At 48.5% G+C, this 20,502-nt stretch carries 22 protein-coding genes; 3 read left to right on the top strand and 19 right to left on the bottom strand.

Annotated elements, in window-relative coordinates; all coding sequences use genetic code 11:
* Position 1 precedes the first annotated feature (1 nt).
* From HJV72_RS05635 to HJV72_RS05615, 5 genes are all read right to left on the bottom strand, one after another.
* On the bottom strand, positions 2-1,120 hold the full coding sequence (locus HJV72_RS05635; protein ID WP_208069421.1) for a phosphotransferase enzyme family protein: 1,119 nt from the start codon (positions 1,118-1,120) through the stop codon (positions 2-4).
* Positions 1,120-2,046: a nucleotidyltransferase family protein gene (locus HJV72_RS05630; RefSeq protein WP_208069419.1), complete on the bottom strand. Its 927-nt coding sequence runs from the start codon at positions 2,044-2,046 to the stop codon at positions 1,120-1,122. Before HJV72_RS05630 ends, HJV72_RS05635 begins: the two co-directional genes overlap by 1 nt.
* 40 nt (positions 2,047-2,086) lie before the next feature.
* Positions 2,087-2,971, bottom strand: a complete 885-nt coding sequence (locus HJV72_RS05625) for a carbohydrate ABC transporter permease (protein WP_049729761.1) — start codon at positions 2,969-2,971, stop codon at positions 2,087-2,089.
* A gap of 15 nt (positions 2,972-2,986) precedes the next feature.
* The gene (locus tag HJV72_RS05620) at positions 2,987-3,892 is read right to left on the bottom strand and encodes a carbohydrate ABC transporter permease (RefSeq protein ID WP_208069417.1); all 906 of its coding nucleotides are present in this window, start codon (positions 3,890-3,892) and stop codon (positions 2,987-2,989) included.
* Between the two features lie 102 nt (positions 3,893-3,994).
* On the bottom strand, positions 3,995-5,350 hold the full coding sequence (locus HJV72_RS05615) for an ABC transporter substrate-binding protein (RefSeq protein ID WP_208069415.1): 1,356 nt from the start codon (positions 5,348-5,350) through the stop codon (positions 3,995-3,997).
* A 207-nt stretch (positions 5,351-5,557) separates the two neighbouring features.
* On the opposite strand from HJV72_RS05615, the gene HJV72_RS05610 reads away from it, so the two are divergent.
* Positions 5,558-6,472 (top strand): AraC family transcriptional regulator, encoded by a 915-nt coding sequence (locus HJV72_RS05610; protein ID WP_208069409.1) that lies wholly within the window; start codon positions 5,558-5,560, stop codon positions 6,470-6,472.
* Here the strand turns inward: HJV72_RS05610 and HJV72_RS05605 are convergent.
* Positions 6,469-7,113: a carbohydrate-binding family 9-like protein gene (locus tag HJV72_RS05605; RefSeq protein ID WP_208069408.1), complete on the bottom strand. Its 645-nt coding sequence runs from the start codon at positions 7,111-7,113 to the stop codon at positions 6,469-6,471. The two genes, HJV72_RS05610 and HJV72_RS05605, sit on opposite strands and share 4 nt — an antisense overlap.
* 240 nt (positions 7,114-7,353) lie before the next feature.
* Here HJV72_RS05605 and gnpA point away from each other — a divergent pair, with 240 nt between their 5' ends.
* Positions 7,354-9,516, top strand: a complete 2,163-nt coding sequence (gene gnpA / locus HJV72_RS05600) for a 1,3-beta-galactosyl-N-acetylhexosamine phosphorylase (RefSeq protein ID WP_208069407.1) — start codon at positions 7,354-7,356, stop codon at positions 9,514-9,516.
* Positions 9,517-9,891: 375 nt separating this feature from the next.
* On the opposite strand, the gene HJV72_RS05595 is transcribed toward gnpA, so the two are convergent.
* The 8 genes from HJV72_RS05595 to HJV72_RS05560 form a co-directional block, all read right to left on the bottom strand.
* Complete coding sequence (locus tag HJV72_RS05595; protein ID WP_208069405.1) at positions 9,892-10,512, bottom strand: cytidylate kinase-like family protein; 621 nt, start codon at positions 10,510-10,512, stop codon at positions 9,892-9,894.
* A 147-nt stretch (positions 10,513-10,659) separates the two neighbouring features.
* On the bottom strand, positions 10,660-11,886 hold the full coding sequence (locus HJV72_RS05590; protein WP_208069403.1) for an ATP-binding protein: 1,227 nt from the start codon (positions 11,884-11,886) through the stop codon (positions 10,660-10,662).
* 190 nt (positions 11,887-12,076) lie between these two features.
* The gene (rpsR, locus tag HJV72_RS05585; protein ID WP_208069402.1) at positions 12,077-12,343 is read right to left on the bottom strand and encodes a 30S ribosomal protein S18; all 267 of its coding nucleotides are present in this window, start codon (positions 12,341-12,343) and stop codon (positions 12,077-12,079) included.
* A gap of 42 nt (positions 12,344-12,385) precedes the next feature.
* Positions 12,386-12,829, bottom strand: a complete 444-nt coding sequence (locus HJV72_RS05580) for a single-stranded DNA-binding protein (RefSeq protein ID WP_049729755.1) — start codon at positions 12,827-12,829, stop codon at positions 12,386-12,388.
* Between the two features lie 21 nt (positions 12,830-12,850).
* Entirely contained in the window at positions 12,851-13,138 is a 288-nt protein-coding gene (gene rpsF / locus HJV72_RS05575) for a 30S ribosomal protein S6 (RefSeq protein WP_066571760.1), read from the bottom strand.
* A 129-nt stretch (positions 13,139-13,267) separates the two neighbouring features.
* Positions 13,268-13,456, bottom strand: a complete 189-nt coding sequence (locus HJV72_RS05570; protein WP_066571756.1) for a DUF951 domain-containing protein — start codon at positions 13,454-13,456, stop codon at positions 13,268-13,270.
* Positions 13,457-13,458: 2 nt separating this feature from the next.
* Positions 13,459-14,259, bottom strand: a complete 801-nt coding sequence (gene srtB / locus HJV72_RS05565) for a class B sortase (protein WP_208069401.1) — start codon at positions 14,257-14,259, stop codon at positions 13,459-13,461.
* 28 nt (positions 14,260-14,287) lie between these two features.
* Positions 14,288-15,571, bottom strand: coding sequence for an L-cysteine desulfidase family protein (locus HJV72_RS05560; RefSeq protein WP_208069400.1), 1,284 nt, complete (start codon positions 15,569-15,571; stop codon positions 14,288-14,290).
* A gap of 257 nt (positions 15,572-15,828) precedes the next feature.
* On the opposite strand from HJV72_RS05560, the gene HJV72_RS05555 reads away from it, so the two are divergent.
* Positions 15,829-16,200: a hypothetical protein gene (locus HJV72_RS05555; protein ID WP_208069399.1), complete on the top strand. Its 372-nt coding sequence runs from the start codon at positions 15,829-15,831 to the stop codon at positions 16,198-16,200.
* Positions 16,201-16,276: 76 nt separating this feature from the next.
* Here the strand turns inward: HJV72_RS05555 and HJV72_RS05550 are convergent, their stop codons facing one another.
* The 5 genes from HJV72_RS05550 to HJV72_RS05530 are packed head-to-tail and all read right to left on the bottom strand — an operon-like array spanning position 16,277 to position 20,456.
* Entirely contained in the window at positions 16,277-16,888 is a 612-nt protein-coding gene (locus tag HJV72_RS05550; protein ID WP_208069398.1) for a YesL family protein, read from the bottom strand.
* 12 nt (positions 16,889-16,900) lie between these two features.
* Positions 16,901-17,881 carry a sugar isomerase gene (locus tag HJV72_RS05545; RefSeq protein ID WP_208069396.1) on the bottom strand — a complete coding sequence of 327 codons (981 nt, stop codon included), beginning with the start codon at positions 17,879-17,881 and terminating at the stop codon, positions 16,901-16,903.
* Positions 17,882-17,900: 19 nt separating this feature from the next.
* Entirely contained in the window at positions 17,901-18,734 is an 834-nt protein-coding gene (locus HJV72_RS05540) for a sugar phosphate isomerase/epimerase family protein (protein ID WP_208069394.1), read from the bottom strand.
* A gap of 7 nt (positions 18,735-18,741) precedes the next feature.
* The gene (locus HJV72_RS05535) at positions 18,742-19,563 is read right to left on the bottom strand and encodes a carbohydrate ABC transporter permease (protein WP_208069392.1); all 822 of its coding nucleotides are present in this window, start codon (positions 19,561-19,563) and stop codon (positions 18,742-18,744) included.
* Between the two features lie 11 nt (positions 19,564-19,574).
* Positions 19,575-20,456, bottom strand: coding sequence for a carbohydrate ABC transporter permease (locus HJV72_RS05530; RefSeq protein WP_330618820.1), 882 nt, complete (start codon positions 20,454-20,456; stop codon positions 19,575-19,577).
* Positions 20,457-20,502 lie beyond the last annotated feature (46 nt).

The following is a 20,502-nucleotide window of genomic DNA, read 5'->3' as shown; positions in this document are numbered from 1 at the left end:
CCTAGCTGTTGCTATACTTGTTAACGATGTCCTGCATAGTATACCACTTCTTCTCCATATCTTCAACCAGCCTGAACTGCGTACGGCATCTGTCCAGGTTATGGCCTTCCCTGTGTATCTTAAAATAGGTATCTCCCTGGAGATAATCTGTCAGGAAACGCATGCCGCACTCGTAAGTCATCGTCTTGGCCCCCATCGGCATCAGCTCTATCTCTCTTTTGGTCAGCTTTCCTGCGCATCCTTCGATATACCCCCTGGCATATAAGTCAAAAAGGTCCATGCTGCAAGATACTTTGTCAAGATTCTGCTCATCCTCTGCCGCGGTACTGGCACCGAAACGGATAGAATCACCGAAATCATTCATGGCCAGTCCTGGCATGACCGTATCCAGGTCAATCACGCAGATGCCTTTCCCGGTCTTGTTGTCAATCATGATATTATTCAGCTTCGTGTCATTGTGCGTTACCCGGAGCGGAATCTCCCCTTTGGCGAGCAGGTCGCAGAAGTAATCTGCAATCTCCTCCCGGTCGAGCACGAACTGGATCTCTTCCTGTACAGACGCCGCCCGGCCCATCACATCTTCTTCCACTACCTTTTTAAATGCCGCGAACCTGGCCTTCGTGTCGTGGAAGCCCTTGATCGTCTCATGTAGCGTCTCTGCCGGATAATCCGCCAGCAGCCTTTGGAAGTTGCCAAAAGCAACCGCACTCTGGTAGAAATGATCCGGCTTCTCCACCTGATCATAGCTCGTGGCGTCTGTGATGAATTTATAGGACCGCCAGTAGTCGCCCCAGGAATCCAGATAGTATGGTTTCCCGTCAACGGTCGGTATCACATTGAGCGTCTCCCGCTCTGGGTCGCCGCCGTTTTCGATAATCCGTTCCCTGAGATAGGACGTAACTCCAAGGATATTCTCCATAAGCTCCACCGGCTTCTCGAACACGTCCTTATTCATCCGCTGAAGGATCACTTTAATCTGCCCCATCTCGGCAATCTCGAACACGAGCAGGAACGTATCGTTGATATGCCCGCTTCCATATGGGCCTTCCTCCACCAGCATACCTTCATACTGGAAATGCGCAATCACCTCATCACGCTGCTCCCTTGTTATCTGTGACATTATGCTTCCTCCCAGAGATGAGCCGGATAGACGCCATCTTCTTTCATCTTTTTTATCGCTGCCATGACGACAGGCTTATCCTCTTTGTAGGTAACACCATACCACTTATCCGCAGATTTAAGCACCGCGACCGTGGCCTTGCCCTCACCGAGCAGATCACTTACTACTGCCGGCAGGAAATATTCACATTTCATCGGATTGACCTTAAGCCCTTCGTCCAGGAATGCAGGGAAGCCGGCCTCGACTTCCTCCAGAATGCTACGCGTAAATCCCCACATGTTCATGGACACCGTCGTATCAGCGGGTACGTTCACCCACGTCTTGCCGTCATCCTCTGTGTAGGCGATTCCGTTGTCCCGTTTCTCAATGCGGGTCCTCTCGTGGATGGCTTTTAGCTCGCCATCTTCGTTCATATCGCATACGCCACGTGCCACATGCCCGTTATCCGTTACCGTATTGCCAAGTTCATAACCAACCATAGTGTAACGATATTTATCGTCATCCTCATGGGATGCCAGATAGTCATAGATAAGCCGGAACGCTTCCTGTCCATAGTAGTCGTCTGCATTGATGACCGCAAACGGACCATCTATCTGATTGATGCAGCTTAAGACAGCGTGAGCCGTTCCCCATGGCTTTACACGCCCTTCCGGAACCTGGTAGCCGTCCGGGATATTGCCAATCTCCTGATAGGCATAGGATACATCCATGTACTTCGCCATCCGGTCACCGACAGCCGCTCTGAAGTCAGCCTCGTTCTCCCTCTTGATGATGAAGATGACCTTCTCAAATCCAGCCCTCTTGGCATCAAACATGGAGAAGTCCATGATGATATGTCCTTCTTCGTCTACTGGGTCAATCTGTTTCAATCCACCATAGCGGCTGCCCATTCCTGCCGCCATGATGACCAATACCGGTTTATTCATTGTCTTTCCTCCAAGCTCTTTTCTAATTCAACAGTAACAATTACCCTTTGATACCACCGGTAACGCCGCCGATAATCTTCTCCGACAGGAAGATGTAAAGGATGAATGTCGGCAGGAACACGATGACGACGGCGGCAAACATGCCTGACCAGTTGCCTGTGTACTGCATGGACTGAAGCATTCCATATAATCCTACGGCTACAGGACGCAGGGCGTCGCTGTTTGCAAATATGAGGGACAGGAAGTATTCGTTCCATATATTGATGAAGTTGAATATCGTCACTGTCACGATTCCTGACTGTGCCATCGGGAACATGATCTTCCAGAATGTCTTCGTCGGAGGACAGCCGTCGATAGCCGCCGCTTCCTCATATGTACGAGAAAGATTCGCAAAGAACGTCAGCAGGAATATAGTCGTATATGGTATGTTAATGCCTATATACAAAAACATCAGTGTCGCCTTGCTCGCCACGATACTGTTCAGGATGCCCATATTCGCGACGATGCAGAACAGCGGAAGCACAATCATCGTAATCGGTACGCCCATCGCCGATACGAACCCGGTCTGGATAATCTTGTTTCCGAGAAACGTGAATCTCGCCAGAACATATGCCGCAGGCGCACAGATCAGTATGAGCAGGATACAGGATACGATAGAGTACATCAGGGAATTCATGAAGAAGGTAGCAACACCTCCGGACCCCCACGCCTCGATATAGTTTTCAAAATGAAGCCCGGAAGGGAACTTCAGCGCCTTCCCCGCGAATATATCTCCGGTGGTAGACAGGCTGGCCGCTATAATCCAGCCAAGCAGCATCAGTGTAAATAATACCCACAAAATGATGACGATATAGCCCGGAGCCAGCTTTGCTTCTTTTTTCCAGTTAATCTTCTCTCTAACTTTCTTTTCTTTATTCTTAGACATGACCGCTCCTCCTTCCTAGAATTCCAGATCGTCATCTTTGATGAACTTGTTACATACCGTAAATACAAGAACTACGCACAGGCACAGGATAATACCTATTGCCGCACCGTATCCTGCATTACGTTCTGTCACTGCGTTGCCCGCGCCGAATATCTGCATGTACATATACTGTACCGGCACTATCGTGGCCCGGTTGGCCGTAACAGAGGAGAACAGCTGTGACCATACGAAAAAGGCAGCCGTGCTGACGGTCCACATCGTAATATTTGTCTTAAACACGCCCTTCAGCAGAGGGAGTGTCATGTAGCGGAACTGCTGCGGCTTGTTGGCCCCGTCAATCGTGGCAGCCTCATACAGGTCCGGACTGATACGTTCGATGCCGCTCATCCAGATCAGCATATGGTAACCAATCATACCAAAGCAGTATGCAAGCAGCAGGGCCCAGAATACATTCTCCGGGGCAGTCCACTGCGTCTCCGCTAGCTTATGTAACCCGAGCGCATCCAGCACGCTCTTCAAAAGTCCGAATTTGGGGCTGTATACGTACTGCAGCCACATCGTAGCCAGTGCGACCGCACTGACGATATTGGGCAGATAGATGATGGCACGGAAGAATTTCTTCCCTCTGATGCCGCTTGTAAGGATTACGCCGAAGAACAGCGATACGATCATTACGATAATACCGCCGATAAGCCATATCTTCACAATATTCATCATGGCCGTCTTAAAAATAGCCGTCGTAAAAAGCTTCTGGTAGTTCTGTACTCCTACGAATGTCCATAAGTCCATGGTGTCTGTCACGGCCTCTATCTTATACAGGCTCATCATTACCGTACGGACAATCGGGTACAGGAATACAATGAGAAAGATAATAACGGCCGGTGCGAGGAACCCCACAATCATTCCTTTATTTTTCTTCATCAGACAACCTCCTTGTCTTAAAAAATATGGTGGCAGCGTATGACGCCATGCCACCATATATATATTACCTATTAACTTCTGTTCTTGTCAACCGCACAGGGCCTATTGTCCAGATGCCTCTTTGCAAGATTTGATGAAATCATCTGCTGTCATGCTTCCTGCCATGAGCTTCACAACGTTCTCGTTGAGAACCGGTGTAAGGTCTCCATTGTTCTCTGCGCCTACAGCCCAGTCATAGTATGTCGTCGTAGCGTCGAACCCTGGCTTCACTTCTGTAAGTTCTGTCGGCCATGCATCTGCGTTAGCCTTGTCTGCCGGGATACACAGAGCGTCCGTCGTCATCTGCTTGTCAGCATCTCCTGCCGTGATATATGTGATGAGTTCAAAAGCTTCTTCTGTCATCTTAGAATCTTTGTTGATTGCCAGCACCTGGTTTGCAATGTTGTTTGCTGTGCTGTCGTCTTTTCCGTCTTTCACAGATGGATAGTTGAAGTAACCCCATGTCAGGTCGTCTGCCACTTCAACCTTGTCATCGCCCTCAGCATTTTCTCCGACCTTGATTTCGTTCGGCAGCCAGGAACCACAGAGGATGATTGCAGCTTCACCAGGAGCGAACTCCTGATTCTGTCCTGCCGGGTAGATGTTGGAAGCTATGTTCTTGGAGAAGTATCCCTTCGCTGCGAAATCTTCGATATCCTTTGCAGCCTGAACTACTTTCTCATCTTCCCAGGATACTTTCTCGATATCGCCTGATTCAACCTTATCAGCAACAGCCGGGTCTCCAACGAGAGCCTTCACGCCGTCCTGTCCAAGGTAACGTCCAAGGTGGTATCCCATGAAAGATGTCATGTATGTAGTGTCGCCTGTAATAGGTGTAATACCTGCATCCTTTAACTTAGCGCATGCAGCATCTAACTCTTCCCATGTCGTAGGAACTGCTTCGATGCCGGCTTGGTCAAACAATGTCTTGTTGTAGAAGAATCCGAAGATCGATGGCTGATAAGGAATAGAATGCAGCGTCTCGTCTCCGTCGTTGTTCTGTGCATATGCGTTGCGGGCGATCTTGTACAGCGTCTCGTTGCCGTGCTCGGCTTCAAAGTCTTTTGCAAGGTCTTCCAGGTCGAGCAGGTATTTGCCCCATGAACCATTTACACGGTTGACGTCTTCATCAAACAGGTCAATCTGCTGCTTTGCGTCCAATGCAGGCTGCAGGCCTTCGCGCTGTCCATTACGTCCTTTGAACTGTACGTCAACTTCTACTCCTGTATCCTTCGTATACTTCTCAATAGCGGATTTGATTACCTTCGCCTGTGGTTCGCCTTCACTCCACATTGCCCAGTAAACAAGTTTCTTTCCACCTTTGTCTCCCCCATCGCCATCAGACTTCTTGCCACATCCGACAACCATGGCAGCGATCATTGTTACGCACAATAATACGCTCAAAACTCTTTTTTTCATAATACTTTACCTCCTATAAAGATTACTTTGTGTCTAGATTTATTGTATTACAAATATGCACAAAAATCTTTGTCCTAAAATCCTCTTAATTTGCACTATCCGCATTTTAGTTTTGATTTTTCACAAAACAAGAGGTATAATATTAGTAAGATTAGACAAAAATCTACATCATTCATATTACAAAACACACAAAACAGGGGGATTATTATGGGATATAACGGAGTTGAATTGAAAGATTCTATATCTGTCGGCAAGATATACAGTATCCACTACTTTGAATATATGAGCGATTTCTCATTCGAAGGGGAATCACATGACTTCTGGGAATTTATCTGCGTGGACAAAGGAGAGGTAGGCGTGACGGGCGGCAGTTCGTTTACCGTGCTGAAGAAGGGCGATGTGGCATTCCATCAGCCAAACGAATTTCATAATGTAAAAGCGACCGGGGACTCTGCTCCTAACCTTGTCGTTATATCGTTCCAGTGCCGCAACGAAGCCATGCGCTTTTTCAAAAAACGCATATTGAAAATTGACGAGACGGAGCGGAATCTCCTCGCTTCTATTATAATTGAAGCTCGCCGCTGTTTTGACTGCAGGCTGGACGATCCTTATCTGCAGAACATGCCTCAGAAGGAATCCGACATGTTCGGTTCTGAACAGCTCATCCGGCTCTTTCTGGAACAGTTCCTTATACATATAATAAGAAGATATTCCAATCCAATCATATTTGACAAGAAGCTGCCCAAGGCCGCACCCCAGAAGACGACCAAAAATAGAAGTGATAATGAAATATTCAACCGCGTCGTCGACTATCTCGAAAGCAATATCAGTTCACACGTGACGATAGAACAGATCTGCCGCGATAACCTCATCGGCCGTTCTCAGCTGCAGAAAATCTTCAAGGAGAGAAGCGCTCTCGGCATTATCGAGTATTTTTCTCAGATGAAGATCGATGCAGCCAAGGAAATGATACGGACGAACCGCATGAACTTCACGCAGGTATCCGAACACCTTGGCTACACTTCCATCCATTATTTTTCCAGGCAGTTTAAAAAGGTGACGGGAATGACGCCTTCCGAATACGCCTCTTCTATAAAAGCAATGGCCGAGGGCAGCTTCTAGTCCTGCCGGCGGCTCCTTCGCCCCTCGGATATCACAGCGGTTCCAAAGTATTCCGGCAGATGAAAGCTCGGCACGTCCGTCTCTATCATAGACCAGGAGGCATAGTGCTCTATTTCAGCCGCCTCTGATATCTTATAGAAATTACAGGTAAATGTACTGCCGGCCTCCAGACAGAGGGGGCCGTATATATGTTCCAGAATCGAAACCGGTATGTGCAGCGCCGCGCTCCACCGGTCTTCTTCTATCTGTGTACTGCAAGCAAATTCCTGATGTTCTTCTTTCGCAAAATAAGTGCGGTATATGCGCTCCTTACCATATGCCGCCAGCAGAGCGCCGTTGGCATTCACCTCAAAATTCAGATAAGTCGGCTGTATGTACCGCTCCCGTTCCGATTCAAACAGAAAGAAGGCTTCCATGGCACTGTCACGATATACAGGCGCATTCATATCCCTGTACTTCCTAAGCGGATCTGCTTCCTTGCATACCATCTTCAGATAGAATCCGTCATCCGGGATAAATCCGAGATACCCATATGTTTCCGGGACAGTTGTTGTTCCCCACAAGTTGTTGTCCACTTTAAAAGGGGACAGCATTTCCAAATCTTCAGCGCTTCGAATCACTTCGACTTCCATAGACTTCATAGACAATCTTGCAGCTCCTTTTCCACATTGATATTCAATTGTTCACACCCTGTTGCTCTGCCTTTAAATGTAGCAGACAGTATTGCGAAATACAAGATTGTACAAATGATAACACACAAATGTGCAAAAAAAACCAACAATCGTGCTATTGTAATCTCACCCGTTATTCCATATACTCAAATTAAATGTTTGCGTGGGGAGCTTTATCGTCCTGCACGCGTTGAATCAGGGAGGTTAATTATGTCTAAAACAAAAGGAAGAGTCACGCTGCCGAGCGAATCCAATTTTTTAAAAGAAACGCAGGAAATGCTCGACCGCTGGGGCGCAGATGCCCTTCGTGACAGCGATGGCACGAAGCTGGATGATGAAATCAAATCTTTAGATGCAAAAATATATACGACATACTTTGTGGCAAGAGGTCATAATGCATTCGCCAAAGAGCATATGGAAGAATGCCAGCAGATGCTGCTCATGTCCAGGCACAATCTTGCAGTCGATACGACTGTCACCATTGATTTTCTAGACGGGTATTTCCGCGAACAGGTACAGGCTGACTACGTACATGATCCGAAAAAGTGGTGGGAAGTCATAGACCGCACGACCCAGGAAGTGGTTCCTGCCGAATGCTGGTCCGTAGATACCGACAAGGATCTTGTTACGGTGGAAGGTGCCGTCCCGTTCCACGAATATACCGTATCCTTTTTCGTATATGCGATATGGGACCCGACACAGATGTACAACCACATTACCAACAACTGGGGAGACAAGCCTCACGATATACCGTTCGATGTCCGCCAGCCTGCTTCTGGAACCTTTGCGAAAGACTATCTGAGGCAGTGGCTTATAGATAATCCTGATACAGATGTGGTCAGATTTACGACCTTCTTTTACCACTTTACGCTCGTCTTCAATTCCGAAGCCCGGGAGAAGTTTGTAGACTGGTTCGGTTATGGCGCCACCGTCTCCATCCGCGCACTGGAAGAATTCGAGCAGGAATATGGCTATGCGCTCCGCCCGGAGGATATCGTAGACAACGGATATTACAACACGACCTTCCGTGTCCCTTCTAAAGCATACCGGGATTACATGGCATTTATCCAGGAGTTCGTGGCCCGTAAAGCCAAAGAACTCGTCGACCTTGTACACGATGCAGGAAGGGAGGCCATGATGTTCCTCGGGGACAACTGGATCGGCACGGAGCCATACGGCCCGCACTTTGAAAGCATCGGGCTTGACGCCGTAGTCGGCAGCGTGGGCGGAGGCGCCACCTTGCGGCTCATCTCCGACATCCCGGGAGTCAAGTATACGGAAGGGCGATTCCTTCCCTACTTCTTTCCGGACACCTTCTACGAGGGGAACGACCCGTGCATCGAGGCCATCGATAATTGGCTCAGTGCAAGGAGAGCGCTTATGAGGAACCCGGTAGACCGTATCGGCTACGGGGGATATCTGAGCCTGGCTTACAAGTTCCCGAAATTTGTAGACTATATCGAAAAGGTTACGGACGAGTTCCGGCTTATATATGACAATGTAAAAGGAAAGAAACCTTACTGCGGCCTCAAGGTTGCTATTCTCAACTCCTGGGGGCACTTACGCTCCTGGCAGTCTTACATGGTAGCCCACGCGCTCTGGTACAAGCAGACCTATTCCTACTTCGGTATTCTGGAATCCTTGAGCGGTGCCGCCGTGGATGTCGTATTCATGAGCTTCGACGACATCCGCAGCAACGGCATTCCGGAGGATATCGATGTCATCATCAACGCAGGGGATGCCGAAACCGCATTCTCAGGCGGAGAGGAGTGGCTGGATACGCAGCTTATCACCACCATACGCCGTTGGATACATGCAGGCGGTGGGTTCGTCGGCGTAGGAGAGCCGTCTGCGGTACACCACGGCGGACGCTTCTTCCAGCTTGCTGACGCACTTGGCGTAGACAAGGAGCTTGGCTTCACCCTGTCTACGGACAAATATCATAAAAAAGCGCTCGATACGCACTTTATCACAGAAGACAGGTCCGCGGACTTCGACTTTGGAGAAAGCAAGCATGATATCTACGCCCTCTCCTCCGGTACGGAGATAATAGAGTATTCTGACAACGAAGTGCACCTCGCAGCCAATACGTACGGAGAAGGACGCGGCGTATACATCGCGGGACTTCCGTACAGCTATGAGAACACGCGCCTCCTGATGCGCTCCCTGTACTACGCTGCACATAAAGAAGACCACTTCCAAAGATGGTACGCCGACAACCTCAACTGCGAAGTCAACGCCTATCCCGAAAGCGGAAAATACGCAATCCTCAATAATTCCAACGAAGTGCAGACGACCGCCTTCTACGACGGAGAAGGCAACCGCGAGACCATAACACTACAGCCATGCGAGATTCTCTGGCGGTCAAAGTAGCAAACATGCCTGACATTATCCGCCAATAATTCTATCCATTGGAACAGTGCAGGGAATCCTGCAGATTTGGAAATTTGAGCTCTGAGGTGTATCAGACAGCGGGAAGATGTGGGATGGTTCCTGGCTGTTGGAGGGAGCTTTGCCAAGATGTTAACAAAAAGAACGCGGCGAACACAGACCAAAAACCGGAACTCAAGTCCGGTTTTTGAGATGGCTGAGACGGGAAAGCATTCAGCTTTCCTGTCGAATCCATCTGGAGTCTGCGTTTTCCGCGTCCTTTTTGCTTACAGCTTGCAAGCGCACTGACCAGTCAGGAATTATTCCACATCTTTACGATGGCGTACGCTTCTAATCTATCATTTTCCAATTCCTGCATTACCTTCTGGCACGGAACATGGCTGCCAGCACATCCACGATATCATCTATCCCGAGCCTGCTTACGTTGAACAACATCTGGTGCGACTCTATGCTGCCCCACGGGCGGCCTGTGTGCGCCTCATAGTAGAGCTTCCTCTCTTTGTCCGTCTTTTTTATCTTTTCCTGCGCCTGTTTTTCATTCAGGTTGTATATCCTCGTGACACGGCGTACTCTGTCTTCCTTTTCCGCATATATAAATGCATTGATACAGTTGAAATCATATTCCAATATGTGGTCCGCACACCTCCCTACCATGATACACGGGCTTCTTTTCGCCAGCTTCCTGATGATGTCCGACTGTGTCTGGTATACCTGATCGCTTAAAGGTTCTGTCGCCTCCCCGTCCATGAAAGAGGTGTACTCACCCATATTCACCACATATGCCGACAGGAACTTTCCGAGAATCGTCTCATCGACCGTCTCTGCCGTCTCATGGCTGATGCCCAGCTCCTTGGCTGCCATCTGAATCAGGTTCCGGTCATAGAGCGGTATATCCAGACGCTCTGCCAGCCGGTTGGCAATCTCATGTCCGCCGCTTCCAAACTGTCTCCCTATCGTGATAATCGTGTTCTTCTTCATATTCACCATCTCCTCGCCTTCTGCCCGACTCCGGTTCCCTTGATTATATGATTATTATAACTCTTTTTCAGATAGTTGTGTACTTCTACTTTCAGAATTTGCACAATATATACCGTCAACTCTAATCTACCTTAACCGATTTCGCATCTAAATCAGATTACAGGGGATGAAGCAGTTTTTATCGTCAATGGGTATAACTTCCTCGCACATGCAGAGTATGCCGCCGCAGCCTCTTTCCAGGCTGGTCTTATCTAGCAGCGCATACTTTTTTACCTCGCGGCGGTCGGGGTTGGCGGACTTCTTAATCTCCAGCGGGTGTATCAGATTGTTTTCCTCTACAAAAACGTCGATCTCCTTGGCGTTGGAATCGCGGTAATAGGTCAGGTTGGCCTTTGCCTTTGCATAGGTATAGTATTTCAACAGCTCCATCACCACATAGTTTTCAAAGTAATGTCCGTTGACCGCGCCGTTCATTAAGGTGTCCCGTGTAAGCCACATGGAGAGATAGGCGCAAAGGCCGGTGTCGCAGAAATACAGCTTTGGCGTTTTGGTGAGCCGCTTCAATTCGTTGTTGGAAAACGGCTGTAAAAGGTAGATAATCCCCAGCCCTTGCAGCACCCGCACCCACTCCTTTGCTGTAGGCTGTGCGATATCGGCGGCTTCGGCCAGCGTCTTATAATTAACCTGCTCGGCCACCAGGGCTGCGCAGGCGTTCAAAAACTTGCGGAAGCGCACTGCATCTGTGATGCCGCCCGCCTCCGCGACATCGCGCATCAAGTAAGTGTCCACATAGGAATTGTAGTATTCCTGCCGCTGCTCTGCATCGGCATCAAGCACCTGAGGCATACCGCCCCGCCAAATATGCTCGAATACGTCGATGATGTCGTTCTTCTTAACCTGCTTTTGCCTCTCCAGCAGGCAAGGCAGAGAGAAATCGAGACCGTCTGAAAAGCCAATCCCCTCAATTTCATTCTTTGACATGCTATAAAGCTCCAGGATGCCTATTCTCCCGGCCAGCGTTTCCCGAACGTTCTTCATCATGTTAAACTGCTGGGAGCCAGTCAGCCAAAAGAGACCCTTTTCCTCGCTCTCGTCGCACAGGATTTTGATTTGCTCAAAAAGCTGTGGGGCCTTCTGTACCTCGTCAATGATAATCGGCGGCTTGTAGGTTTGAAAAAACAGCACGGGATCCGTTTGGGCAAGCATCCGCACCATCGCGTTATCCAGCGAAACATAGGTTCTGCTCTGTCCCTCGGCCAAATGCTTTAGCATCGTCGTCTTTCCGACCTGCCGGGCGCCTGTCACCAGGACGGCCTTGAAAAAGGCACTCATGTGCAAAAATTTTCTTTCCAGCGTGCGTTCGATGTATTGCATTGTGCGCCCTCCTTTATTAAGATAATATAAAGTATATGTTATTTTATCCTAATTCATTCATTCTGTCAACCGATATGGAACAAAGTGTGCGCATCCCCCGGAGGGTTTTTATATCATAGGGAACGAAGTTTCCTCTGATATAAAAAACCGCCGCTGCAGCGCAGCGGCGGTCACATGTCATCTGTTCGGATTAATCCTGGACATATGGCATGATAGCGATATGTCTTGCTCTCTTGATTGCAACAGTAAGAGCTCTCTGATGCTTGGCACAGTTGCCTGTGATTCTTCTAGGAAGAATCTTTCCTCTCTCAGAGATATATTTTCTCAACTTTGCCACATCTTTGTAATCTATATCGTTATTCTCTTTACCACAGAATACACATACTTTCTTTCTTCTGCGTCCGCCGCCTCTTCTTTTGAAGCCGCCTTCCGGACGATTTCCTTTATCGTAAGCCATAGCTGTTCTCCTTTCTGAAAATGAATATTCGATTGCTCTCGCTTAATTAAACGGTAATTCTTCATCTATTCCATCCGGAATATTCATGAAGCCGTCACCAGCGTCTGACACCGGTGCCGGTGCTGGAGCCGCCTGATGGAAACTTCCCGCGTTGGCGTCGCTTGCAGCCTTGCTCTCGGCAAATTCCTGCTCTTCTACCACGACCTCTGTCGTATATACTTTGACACCGTCTTTGTTCGTATAGCTTCCTGTCTGGATACGGCCGCTGATTGTAACTTTGAGCCCCTGACGGTAATACTTTTCCGTATGCTCTGCCTGTTTTCCGAATGCAACACACGAAATAAAATCCGCGGTAGCCTCTCCGTCCCGCTTGAACCTGCGGTCGACAGCCAGCGTATATCTTGCGATAGCCAGTGGGTTATCCCCCTGCGAGTATCTGACTTCCGGATCTCTCGTTAAGCGTCCCATCAAAATTACTTTATTCATATTTATACCTCTTCTTCCTGCTTATGCCTCTTGTTTCACGCATAAATATCTGAGCACGTTGTCCATAATGCGGATTCTCTGTTCAATCTCGCCTGGAACTTCTGCTGCAGATTCGAAGTGGATGAAATAGTAATATGCTTCTTTCATCTTCTGAATCTCGTAAGCCAATCTCTTCTTACCCCATTCATCGACGTCTGTCACACTGCCACCGAAACGTTCTACTAACGCTTTTACCTTTTCGATAACCTGTGCTCTCTCGTCATCTTCGATTTTTGCATTGACAACAACAGCTAATTCATATTTGTTCATGTCGTCTTCGCACCTCCTTCTGGTCTTTTGGCCCCCGCTCATTGGTGGGAGCAAGGATATCCGCCGCAATTTGCGTACGGACATTTCATGTATCACGATTTAATATGATATCATAAAACGATGCTTGTTTCAAGCTTTTTTCCTTAATTGCTTCGTATTTTTTTCTACTAATTTGCGGGCAATCATTATCTGATGTCCGCATCCGAGACACTTAAGGCGGAAATCCGCGCCGACCCGCAGGATCTCCCATTCTTTGCTTCCGCACGGATGCTTCTTCTTCATCGTGACAATATCTCCGATTTCATAAGTATAATCCATCCTCAATCCTCCAGTTTTACTTCCTTTTCTTTCACGCCGCATACTATCATGCGGTTATCGTCGCTCTCTGCGGTACAGGTGGACAGCGTGACGATCGAATCGTCCCCGCCGACCTCTACGTTCGTGTTATAGAACGACGCTTCTTTCATCTCTTTGACAACTTCTTCAAACTGCGCTTCTGAACCAAACACCGTGGTATAAGCCCTGGACGTATCCCCTACTTTGGCTGCGGCAAAGATATGGTACGTGATCTCCCTGCCGTCCGGCGTATAGATGTAAAAGTACGGATTCTTGCTGTAGAACTCTTGATCATCATAATCCCACAGATGCCGGAACATGGAACCGTCCTTCATCCTGTGTCCATACACGATAGAATTTTTATCCGAAAAATCCTTACTATTATCCACATTCAGGAAAATAGTTCCCAGCGTATTTTCATTTGCGGAAAATGTCTTGTGCAGATATTCCTGGTTATCCTTTCCCTGTACGACCGGATAATTGATGATGGAAGGTTCGGGATGGAAACGCAGCCAGCCTACCGTATCAGGGTTCATTTTCAGAAGCTCATCGAAATCCACCCTGAATTTATCCTTGTCATCGGTATCCTTCAGTGCCAGGTCCGCAATCTTCTTATACTCGTTCCGCCCGTCCAGATATCCCTTGGCAATCTTAATCAGCTGGAATGCCGATACGCAGAATACGACTACCGCAGCCGCCAGCACGATATTTGTGACAAGGCTGTTCTTTGCCTTCTTCTTTCTTCTCCCTCTGTGGCGTTTTTTATTCTTCCCGTCTGTACTCATGTGCCTTATCCCCTGTCTTTCCTCTGTATTACTTATGCTCCATAATCTCTACTATCGTCTTCTCTGTCTCCACCATACCGGGGGACGCGATCCGTCCCATATTCCGCATAGTATCTTCCGGCGTCTTCCCGTTAATACCATGGATATCGTCTATACATACGTGTTCCATGGCCATGTCCACAGCCCGAAACGCTGCATCTACAGCCACGATCCCCTTCATGGCACATCCCTGGTTGCCTCCGTCACAGATCATGCCCGTGAGCCCGCTCGCCATGTTCTGGATTACCATCGTAATCTGCTCTTCGGAAGCATTCCTCATATATGCAAGCCCACATGCCATACCTGTGCCTGCGGCTATCCCGCACCCGCAGAATGCAGACAGCTTCCCGGAATACTCTTTGATGTACATCGTAATCAGATAGCTCAACGCCGTAGCACGCAGCAGGATATCGTCGTCCACCACTTCATAATTCACTTCATAATACGCAAACAACGGCATGGTAGCGATGATTCCGTGCGCGCCGCTCCCGGTTATGCTCATTGCCGGCCGCGCCAGACCAAGGACCCTCGCCTCGATCGCACCGTTGCAGAGCAGCTGTGCGGTCTTCCTCGCGTCATCGGAGATGATTCTGCTCTCATTCTCTTTCAGCAGCTGATGGACGATCTTCGTCTTCGGCGACTGTATCCCTTCTTCGAGAAGATCCATGTTCATCGTAAATGCGTCCCGGATAAAGCTGATCTCCCCTTCCTGGACGGTCTTTACATAGTCCAGAATCTCGTGAAGCGTATACTTGTGTATGACGGGCATCCCCTGTTCGGATTCCTGCCCTTCTTCCGCCTTCTCTGCGGCACTGAAGATGACGCCCCCATTTTTCTCTATGCAAGTAATATCTGTATGGCCTCCACGGATATGGACCGTGCATTGATCTTGTCCTGCTGTGACTGCCGCGTCAATCGTTATCTCCGAGCCGATATGATCCATAACCACTTCTACCCGGCCTTCCTCCACAAGCTCTGCCGCATGTGCGTCGTCTTCTTCCGTTATATGTTCCAGAGACCGAAGCCCGAGCGATGCATCTGCCGCCACCGCTCCAAGCGCCGCGGCGTACAGATTGCCGAAATGTCCGGAATTAGGGATGCCGCACGTAAATGCATTCTTGTACATGCCCGAGTTCAGCGCCACCCGCACCTGCCTGATCTCTCCTTCTGTATGCTCCCTCGCCCTGGCAACCGCAAAGGCGATGGCTCCGGGTTCTGTAACCCCGAGTGCCGGCTTCATATCCTCTTTTATCAGTCTCGTAAGCTCCTGCATGCCTTTTCCCTCCTTGCTCCGCCACTTACCCGGCTGGTTCCATAGTACCGCTATGTTCCCATTATAGCATTCAGGCGGCAACTGCTCAATTATTTTATGAAATTATGTGTACCCGGCAAAAACGTTTTGCGTAATGGCAATCACCCGTTTCTTGTATTTACATCGATTTTAAGATATACTCAAATCATTCAATGGATGGACACACTTGCCTGACAAATAAGTTTAAACCATATGATAGCAAAGGGGGCGCGAATTTTATGAGAAAACCTATATTCATTTCCATACTTGTGTTTTTATTGTTAATATCTCTGGGAATAAATATCTTCCAATATGTATCTTCCAGAGAATACTCCGATGATATCGTGGGGACGTACTGTACGGGCGATGGGAGAGGTGAAGAAGATGAATACCTGACATTTACAAAGGATGGGTCTTATTGCCTGTACCGGCAATCTAAGATAATAGAAGAGGGCGCTTATACAGAAGCCGGCGAGAATGTCTTCACCTTAAATGTCTCGGATACCAGCATCATATCAGCAGACCATAAGATTTATCGGCCAGATGCCTCATTTAAAATTATTTCATATGCAAAAATATCTGATACTCCTGTGCGTATCAACATACCGTAGTGAACATGGGCAGTGAAAAAGGTCAGCCATATTACACTATAATGGAACCAGCCGTTATAGTATGGCCGACCTGATTTTACATATATGGTTCTATAATCTTACGGATAAATATGGAATTCACATAAGCAAGCACCGCCACTCCGATTATGCCCCACACTGCCGCGCCCACCATAAGCGTGGTATAGTTCAGGAAGGTAAGCACAAGGCACGTGCCTGTCATGACGAGGACAGCCGCGGCGAATGGGAGCCGGGAGGCCGGAATCAGTATGGCATTCTTCAGCATATTGCCTGTCGTGTTTTCAAACTTTGCAATAAGCGGAAATACGAATATCACTTCGATTGCATAAAAAAATGTGATGATATAGAACACTGCCAGCCCTGCCCGGGCAATGCCAGATGCCCTCTGGAATATCACGATATCTGCTCCGAGTGCGGCGCCTGCCGCAAGCAGTATGAGCCACACGGCCGTGCTCTGCCAGAAGCTTACCCGGAAGGCTTTAAAAAAGTCTTTCATAATGTAGCTTTCCTCACCGGCTACGACTTTCAGCATGACCGAATATAACGCTGTCGTAGATGCTCCAATCGTTACAATCGGGACAGAGCAGACGAGCCACAGTATATTTAAAACTATCAAGTCAAAAATACGGGTCAGGATTCTTATGATAATATGATTCTCCAATGCAGGCACCTCTGTTACTGTCTAATACTGTACCTTCCACATATACCGGCGTGTCATATAGTCAATCTTAGCCGCTGCGGAAAGCTGCTTCATATATGTATTATTTAATATAGGAGAGAATAACATATGGTTGAAATACTCTGCAACAGAATCTTTGAATCTGTTGATGCCTAATTCTTTCGCATCCAGGATATATACCTTTTCCCCGCCGTATTCTTTTAAGAACCTGACGGCCCTTTCATCTGCCTTCCTCGTCCTCCCCTCTGATACGAGAAGGAAGAACGACTCGTTCTTATCCAGCACTTCAAACGGACCGTGGAAGAATTCACAGCAGTTTATTGTCGGGGACTGAATCTGCAGCATCTCCATGATATTACAGATTGAGAAGATATAGCCTGCCGCATAGGCAGGGCCGCTTGCCATGACGGTAATCACATGTTCCTCTTTGTTCTTTTGGGCCCACTTTTCTGCGAGAGGCATGCAGTACGACTTAGCGTCGTTATACACTTTATCGAGAATATCATAGGCCGATATGGCGTCCCCATAATGTTCATAACCTTCCATGACGTCCACGATATCAATGGCTATCCGCATTCCAAGCGCTGCATTTGTCCTGCTCTGATCTGATTCGTCAAACATGATACTGTCATATCTGACATTGTAGTCGCACGTCTCTGTCAGAAGCGACTCCTGTACATACAGTCCGATTGTCGTCGCTCCAAGGTCCTTAGCCACCTGTGCCGCAACACATGTTTCCGGCGTACCTCTCATGGAGGTCACGACGGCTACCGTATTCTCATCGACAAATCTCGGCGCAGCATATACGAATTCATTGCTTGTGAACATCTGGGAACGGATGGTCTTTGACTCACGGTCCATAAAATACTGCGCCGGATAGTTGCCGCCGTTAGAACCGCCTGCCGCCAGCCATACGACGCTCTTAATACCTCCGGACGCCTCTTTGTCTCTTGCAATTTTTTCAATAATCTCTCTGATTTCCATGACCTGTCTCCTTAACTGTTTATTTTGAAATATATTCTTTTAATCTTTTATAAGATGTCTCCATCGCCTCATGCGGCCGGCGCATATACTTGTCGTTCAGTATCTCCAGGCTGAGCGGACCCTTATAGCCTGCATCGTCCAGCTTCATCAGCATATCCTGTATATCCAGGCTGCCTTCACCCAGAATAAGGTGTCCATTGGGGATACCGTCTGCCACATGCACATGGGCCAGATATCCTTCCAGATCTGCAATTGCCTGCTCCATCGTCTCACCTGAAAATCCGAGCGTCGCCGTGTCTATCATCCCTCTGACTGCCAAAGAGCCGGCGTCACGAATCATGCGGACGACATCTTTTGAATTGTGGGTCGTCGTATATTCCCTCGGCGCTGTCTCCAGCACCAGCTTCACTCCGTAGCTGCCCGCCATATCTCCCAGTATTCCAAGCGACTCCGCGGACCGGTTCCAGACAGAGGATTCCTCCTCGTCCAGTGTCCCGTAACCGGCCAGTGTGACGATATACTCCGCTCCCATCTCCGCCCCGTACCGGATTGCTTTTTTAAATACGTCCATGCTTCTCTTCCTTGCATTGATATCACGGGCTGCAATGTTGACCGGATACAGGCATTGCTCCGGGGTAAAGCAGACTACATTCAGCTTGTTGTCAATCAGCTTTTTGGTTATTCTCTTCACATCCCAGTAATCCACATCATCGAGATGAAAGTGGGGATAGCACGCATAGAATTCAACCGGTCCCGCGCCCATCCTTCTCAACGATTCTAATGCGTAATCCAGAGAATATTTATAATATGGATAATTCGATGTTAATATCTGTGATTCTTTCAAATGCTTCATACTCCATTTATCCTTTCACACTTCCCGCCGTAAGGCCGCGTACGAACTGCTTCTGCAGGAGCAGGAACGCTATCACCAGCGGGAGGGACGCTATCACCATGCTTGCGACTACGAGCGTCCAGTTCGTCGTCGTCATGCCCTGGAAATTCATAAGGCCGACCGGCACGGTCTTTTTATCCGTACTCTGCAGCATAATGTTTGCAAACATCAGTTCATTCCAGACTGCCCGGAAGCTGACGATAGCGCAGGACGCAATAATCGGCTTGCTCAGAGGCACGATAATCTTGCGGAATATCTGCCACGTGGTAGCCCCATCGATATAGGCCGACTCATCCAGGCTGTAGCTGATGCTTTTGTAGAACGTCATTATCAAAAATGCGGCAAATGGTATACGGAATGCCGCGTCTATCAATATAAGGCTCGTTCTTGTGTCATAGAGCCCCGCTATCTTAACCATCTTGAACAGCGAGATGACCGAAGACTGGGGCGCCAGCATCAGGCCGCCCAGGATGACATATATCCACAGCTTCTTGGACCTGAAATTGAGCCTTGCCAGCGGATATGCCGCAAGGCAGCTGACGAACGTAGACAATACGGTCGCGCCCACTGTTATGATTACGCTATTAGAAAGGTAGATGCCTATCCCCTGGTTCCAGGCATCCACATAATTCTCCCACTTCCACTGTTCAGGCAGGGAAAAGGGCGACAGGAACAGTTCCTGGTTCGTTTTGAATCCCGTGATTATCATCCAGATGAGCGGCAGGATGATGATGATTGCAAATGCTATAAAGAACGCATAAGCAGCCACATGTGAAACCGTCTTCTTCATATATCTCCCTCCTACTGCTGGTCGTCCAGGCGGTAACCCTTCATCTGCGCCAACCCGATGATAAATGTTACAATGAAGATGAAGAACGCCAGTGCAGACGCATACCCCATCTGGTCGTTTCGAAACCCTGCTTTATACAGGTACGTCGCCAGCGTCTCTGTCGCATATCCGGGCCCTCCGTTGGTGGTCACGAATACTTCGTCATACTCCCGGATAGAACCTGTCACCGTTATGATCGTATTGATCAGTATCGTATCTTTGATCTCCGGCACCGTAATATAGAAAAACTTCTTCACCGCATTCGCTCCGTCGATATCCGCCGCTTCATACAGTTCCCCCGGAATATTCTGTATCGCTACGATGAACAGAATCACCGTATATCCAATGTACTGCCATTGGGACATTGCCGCAATCGCATAAGTCGCGCTGCCTGCATTGCCGAGAAGATCCATCTTAGATGCGTCAGCCCCGGCCAGTTCGAGCAGAGGGTTCAAGACTCCGATTGACGGGCTTACTATCATCTTGAACGCGATGCCGACTACCGTCACCATGAGAAGGGACGGGATAAAGTATATGGACCGGAAGAAGTTCTGCGACCTCCTCATGAACTTGCATTCCAGCACATTTGCTATGATAAGGGAAATTCCTATCTGGAATATGACGGACGTCACCATGAAGATCATGTTGTTCTTCAGCGCAACGTAAAACACCTCGTCCTTAAACATCTTGATATAATTCGCGAAGCCTACGAACTCATGCTTCGTGCTCATGGCGCCCCAGCTGAAGAAGCTCTCATACAGGTTGATGAAAATCGGAAGATACAATACGATGATTACGATGAAAAGCGCCGGGAAGAGATATAGCCCTACCGTCTTCTGATTCTTTTTTCTCACGACACTATCCTCCTCTTCGGGCAAGGGAGGGGACCAGCCCGCTCCC

It is taken from the genome of Extibacter sp. GGCC_0201 (assembly GCF_017566055.1).
In the GTDB taxonomy this organism is placed as follows: Bacteria; Bacillota; Clostridia; order Lachnospirales; family Lachnospiraceae; genus Extibacter.
Note: the sequence above shows the minus strand (reverse complement) of the source record. Positions and strands in the feature narration are given on the sequence as shown.

Coding starts and splice junctions, on each gene's coding strand:
- HJV72_RS05555 (WP_208069399.1), top strand. CDS start 15,829: ATGAGAAAACCTATATTCATTTCCATACTTGTGTTTTTATTGTTAATA.
- HJV72_RS05590 (WP_208069403.1), bottom strand. CDS start 11,886: ATGCAATACATCGAACGCACGCTGGAAAGAAAATTTTTGCACATGAGT.
- rpsR (WP_208069402.1), bottom strand. CDS start 12,343: ATGGCTTACGATAAAGGAAATCGTCCGGAAGGCGGCTTCAAAAGAAGA.
- HJV72_RS05605 (WP_208069408.1), bottom strand. CDS start 7,113: ATGAAGTCTATGGAAGTCGAAGTGATTCGAAGCGCTGAAGATTTGGAA.
- HJV72_RS05580 (WP_049729755.1), bottom strand. CDS start 12,829: ATGAATAAAGTAATTTTGATGGGACGCTTAACGAGAGATCCGGAAGTC.
- HJV72_RS05540 (WP_208069394.1), bottom strand. CDS start 18,734: ATGAAGCATTTGAAAGAATCACAGATATTAACATCGAATTATCCATAT.
- HJV72_RS05610 (WP_208069409.1), top strand. CDS start 5,558: ATGGGATATAACGGAGTTGAATTGAAAGATTCTATATCTGTCGGCAAG.
- gnpA (WP_208069407.1), top strand. CDS start 7,354: ATGTCTAAAACAAAAGGAAGAGTCACGCTGCCGAGCGAATCCAATTTT.
- HJV72_RS05570 (WP_066571756.1), bottom strand. CDS start 13,456: ATGGATTATACTTATGAAATCGGAGATATTGTCACGATGAAGAAGAAG.
- HJV72_RS05625 (WP_049729761.1), bottom strand. CDS start 2,971: ATGTCTAAGAATAAAGAAAAGAAAGTTAGAGAGAAGATTAACTGGAAA.
- HJV72_RS05620 (WP_208069417.1), bottom strand. CDS start 3,892: ATGAAGAAAAATAAAGGAATGATTGTGGGGTTCCTCGCACCGGCCGTT.
- HJV72_RS05635 (WP_208069421.1), bottom strand. CDS start 1,120: ATGTCACAGATAACAAGGGAGCAGCGTGATGAGGTGATTGCGCATTTC.
- HJV72_RS05630 (WP_208069419.1), bottom strand. CDS start 2,046: ATGAATAAACCGGTATTGGTCATCATGGCGGCAGGAATGGGCAGCCGC.
- rpsF (WP_066571760.1), bottom strand. CDS start 13,138: ATGAACAAATATGAATTAGCTGTTGTTGTCAATGCAAAAATCGAAGAT.
- HJV72_RS05615 (WP_208069415.1), bottom strand. CDS start 5,350: ATGAAAAAAAGAGTTTTGAGCGTATTATTGTGCGTAACAATGATCGCT.
- HJV72_RS05560 (WP_208069400.1), bottom strand. CDS start 15,571: ATGCAGGAGCTTACGAGACTGATAAAAGAGGATATGAAGCCGGCACTC.
- HJV72_RS05595 (WP_208069405.1), bottom strand. CDS start 10,512: ATGAAGAAGAACACGATTATCACGATAGGGAGACAGTTTGGAAGCGGC.
- HJV72_RS05545 (WP_208069396.1), bottom strand. CDS start 17,881: ATGGAAATCAGAGAGATTATTGAAAAAATTGCAAGAGACAAAGAGGCG.
- HJV72_RS05535 (WP_208069392.1), bottom strand. CDS start 19,563: ATGAAGAAGACGGTTTCACATGTGGCTGCTTATGCGTTCTTTATAGCA.
- srtB (WP_208069401.1), bottom strand. CDS start 14,259: ATGAGTACAGACGGGAAGAATAAAAAACGCCACAGAGGGAGAAGAAAG.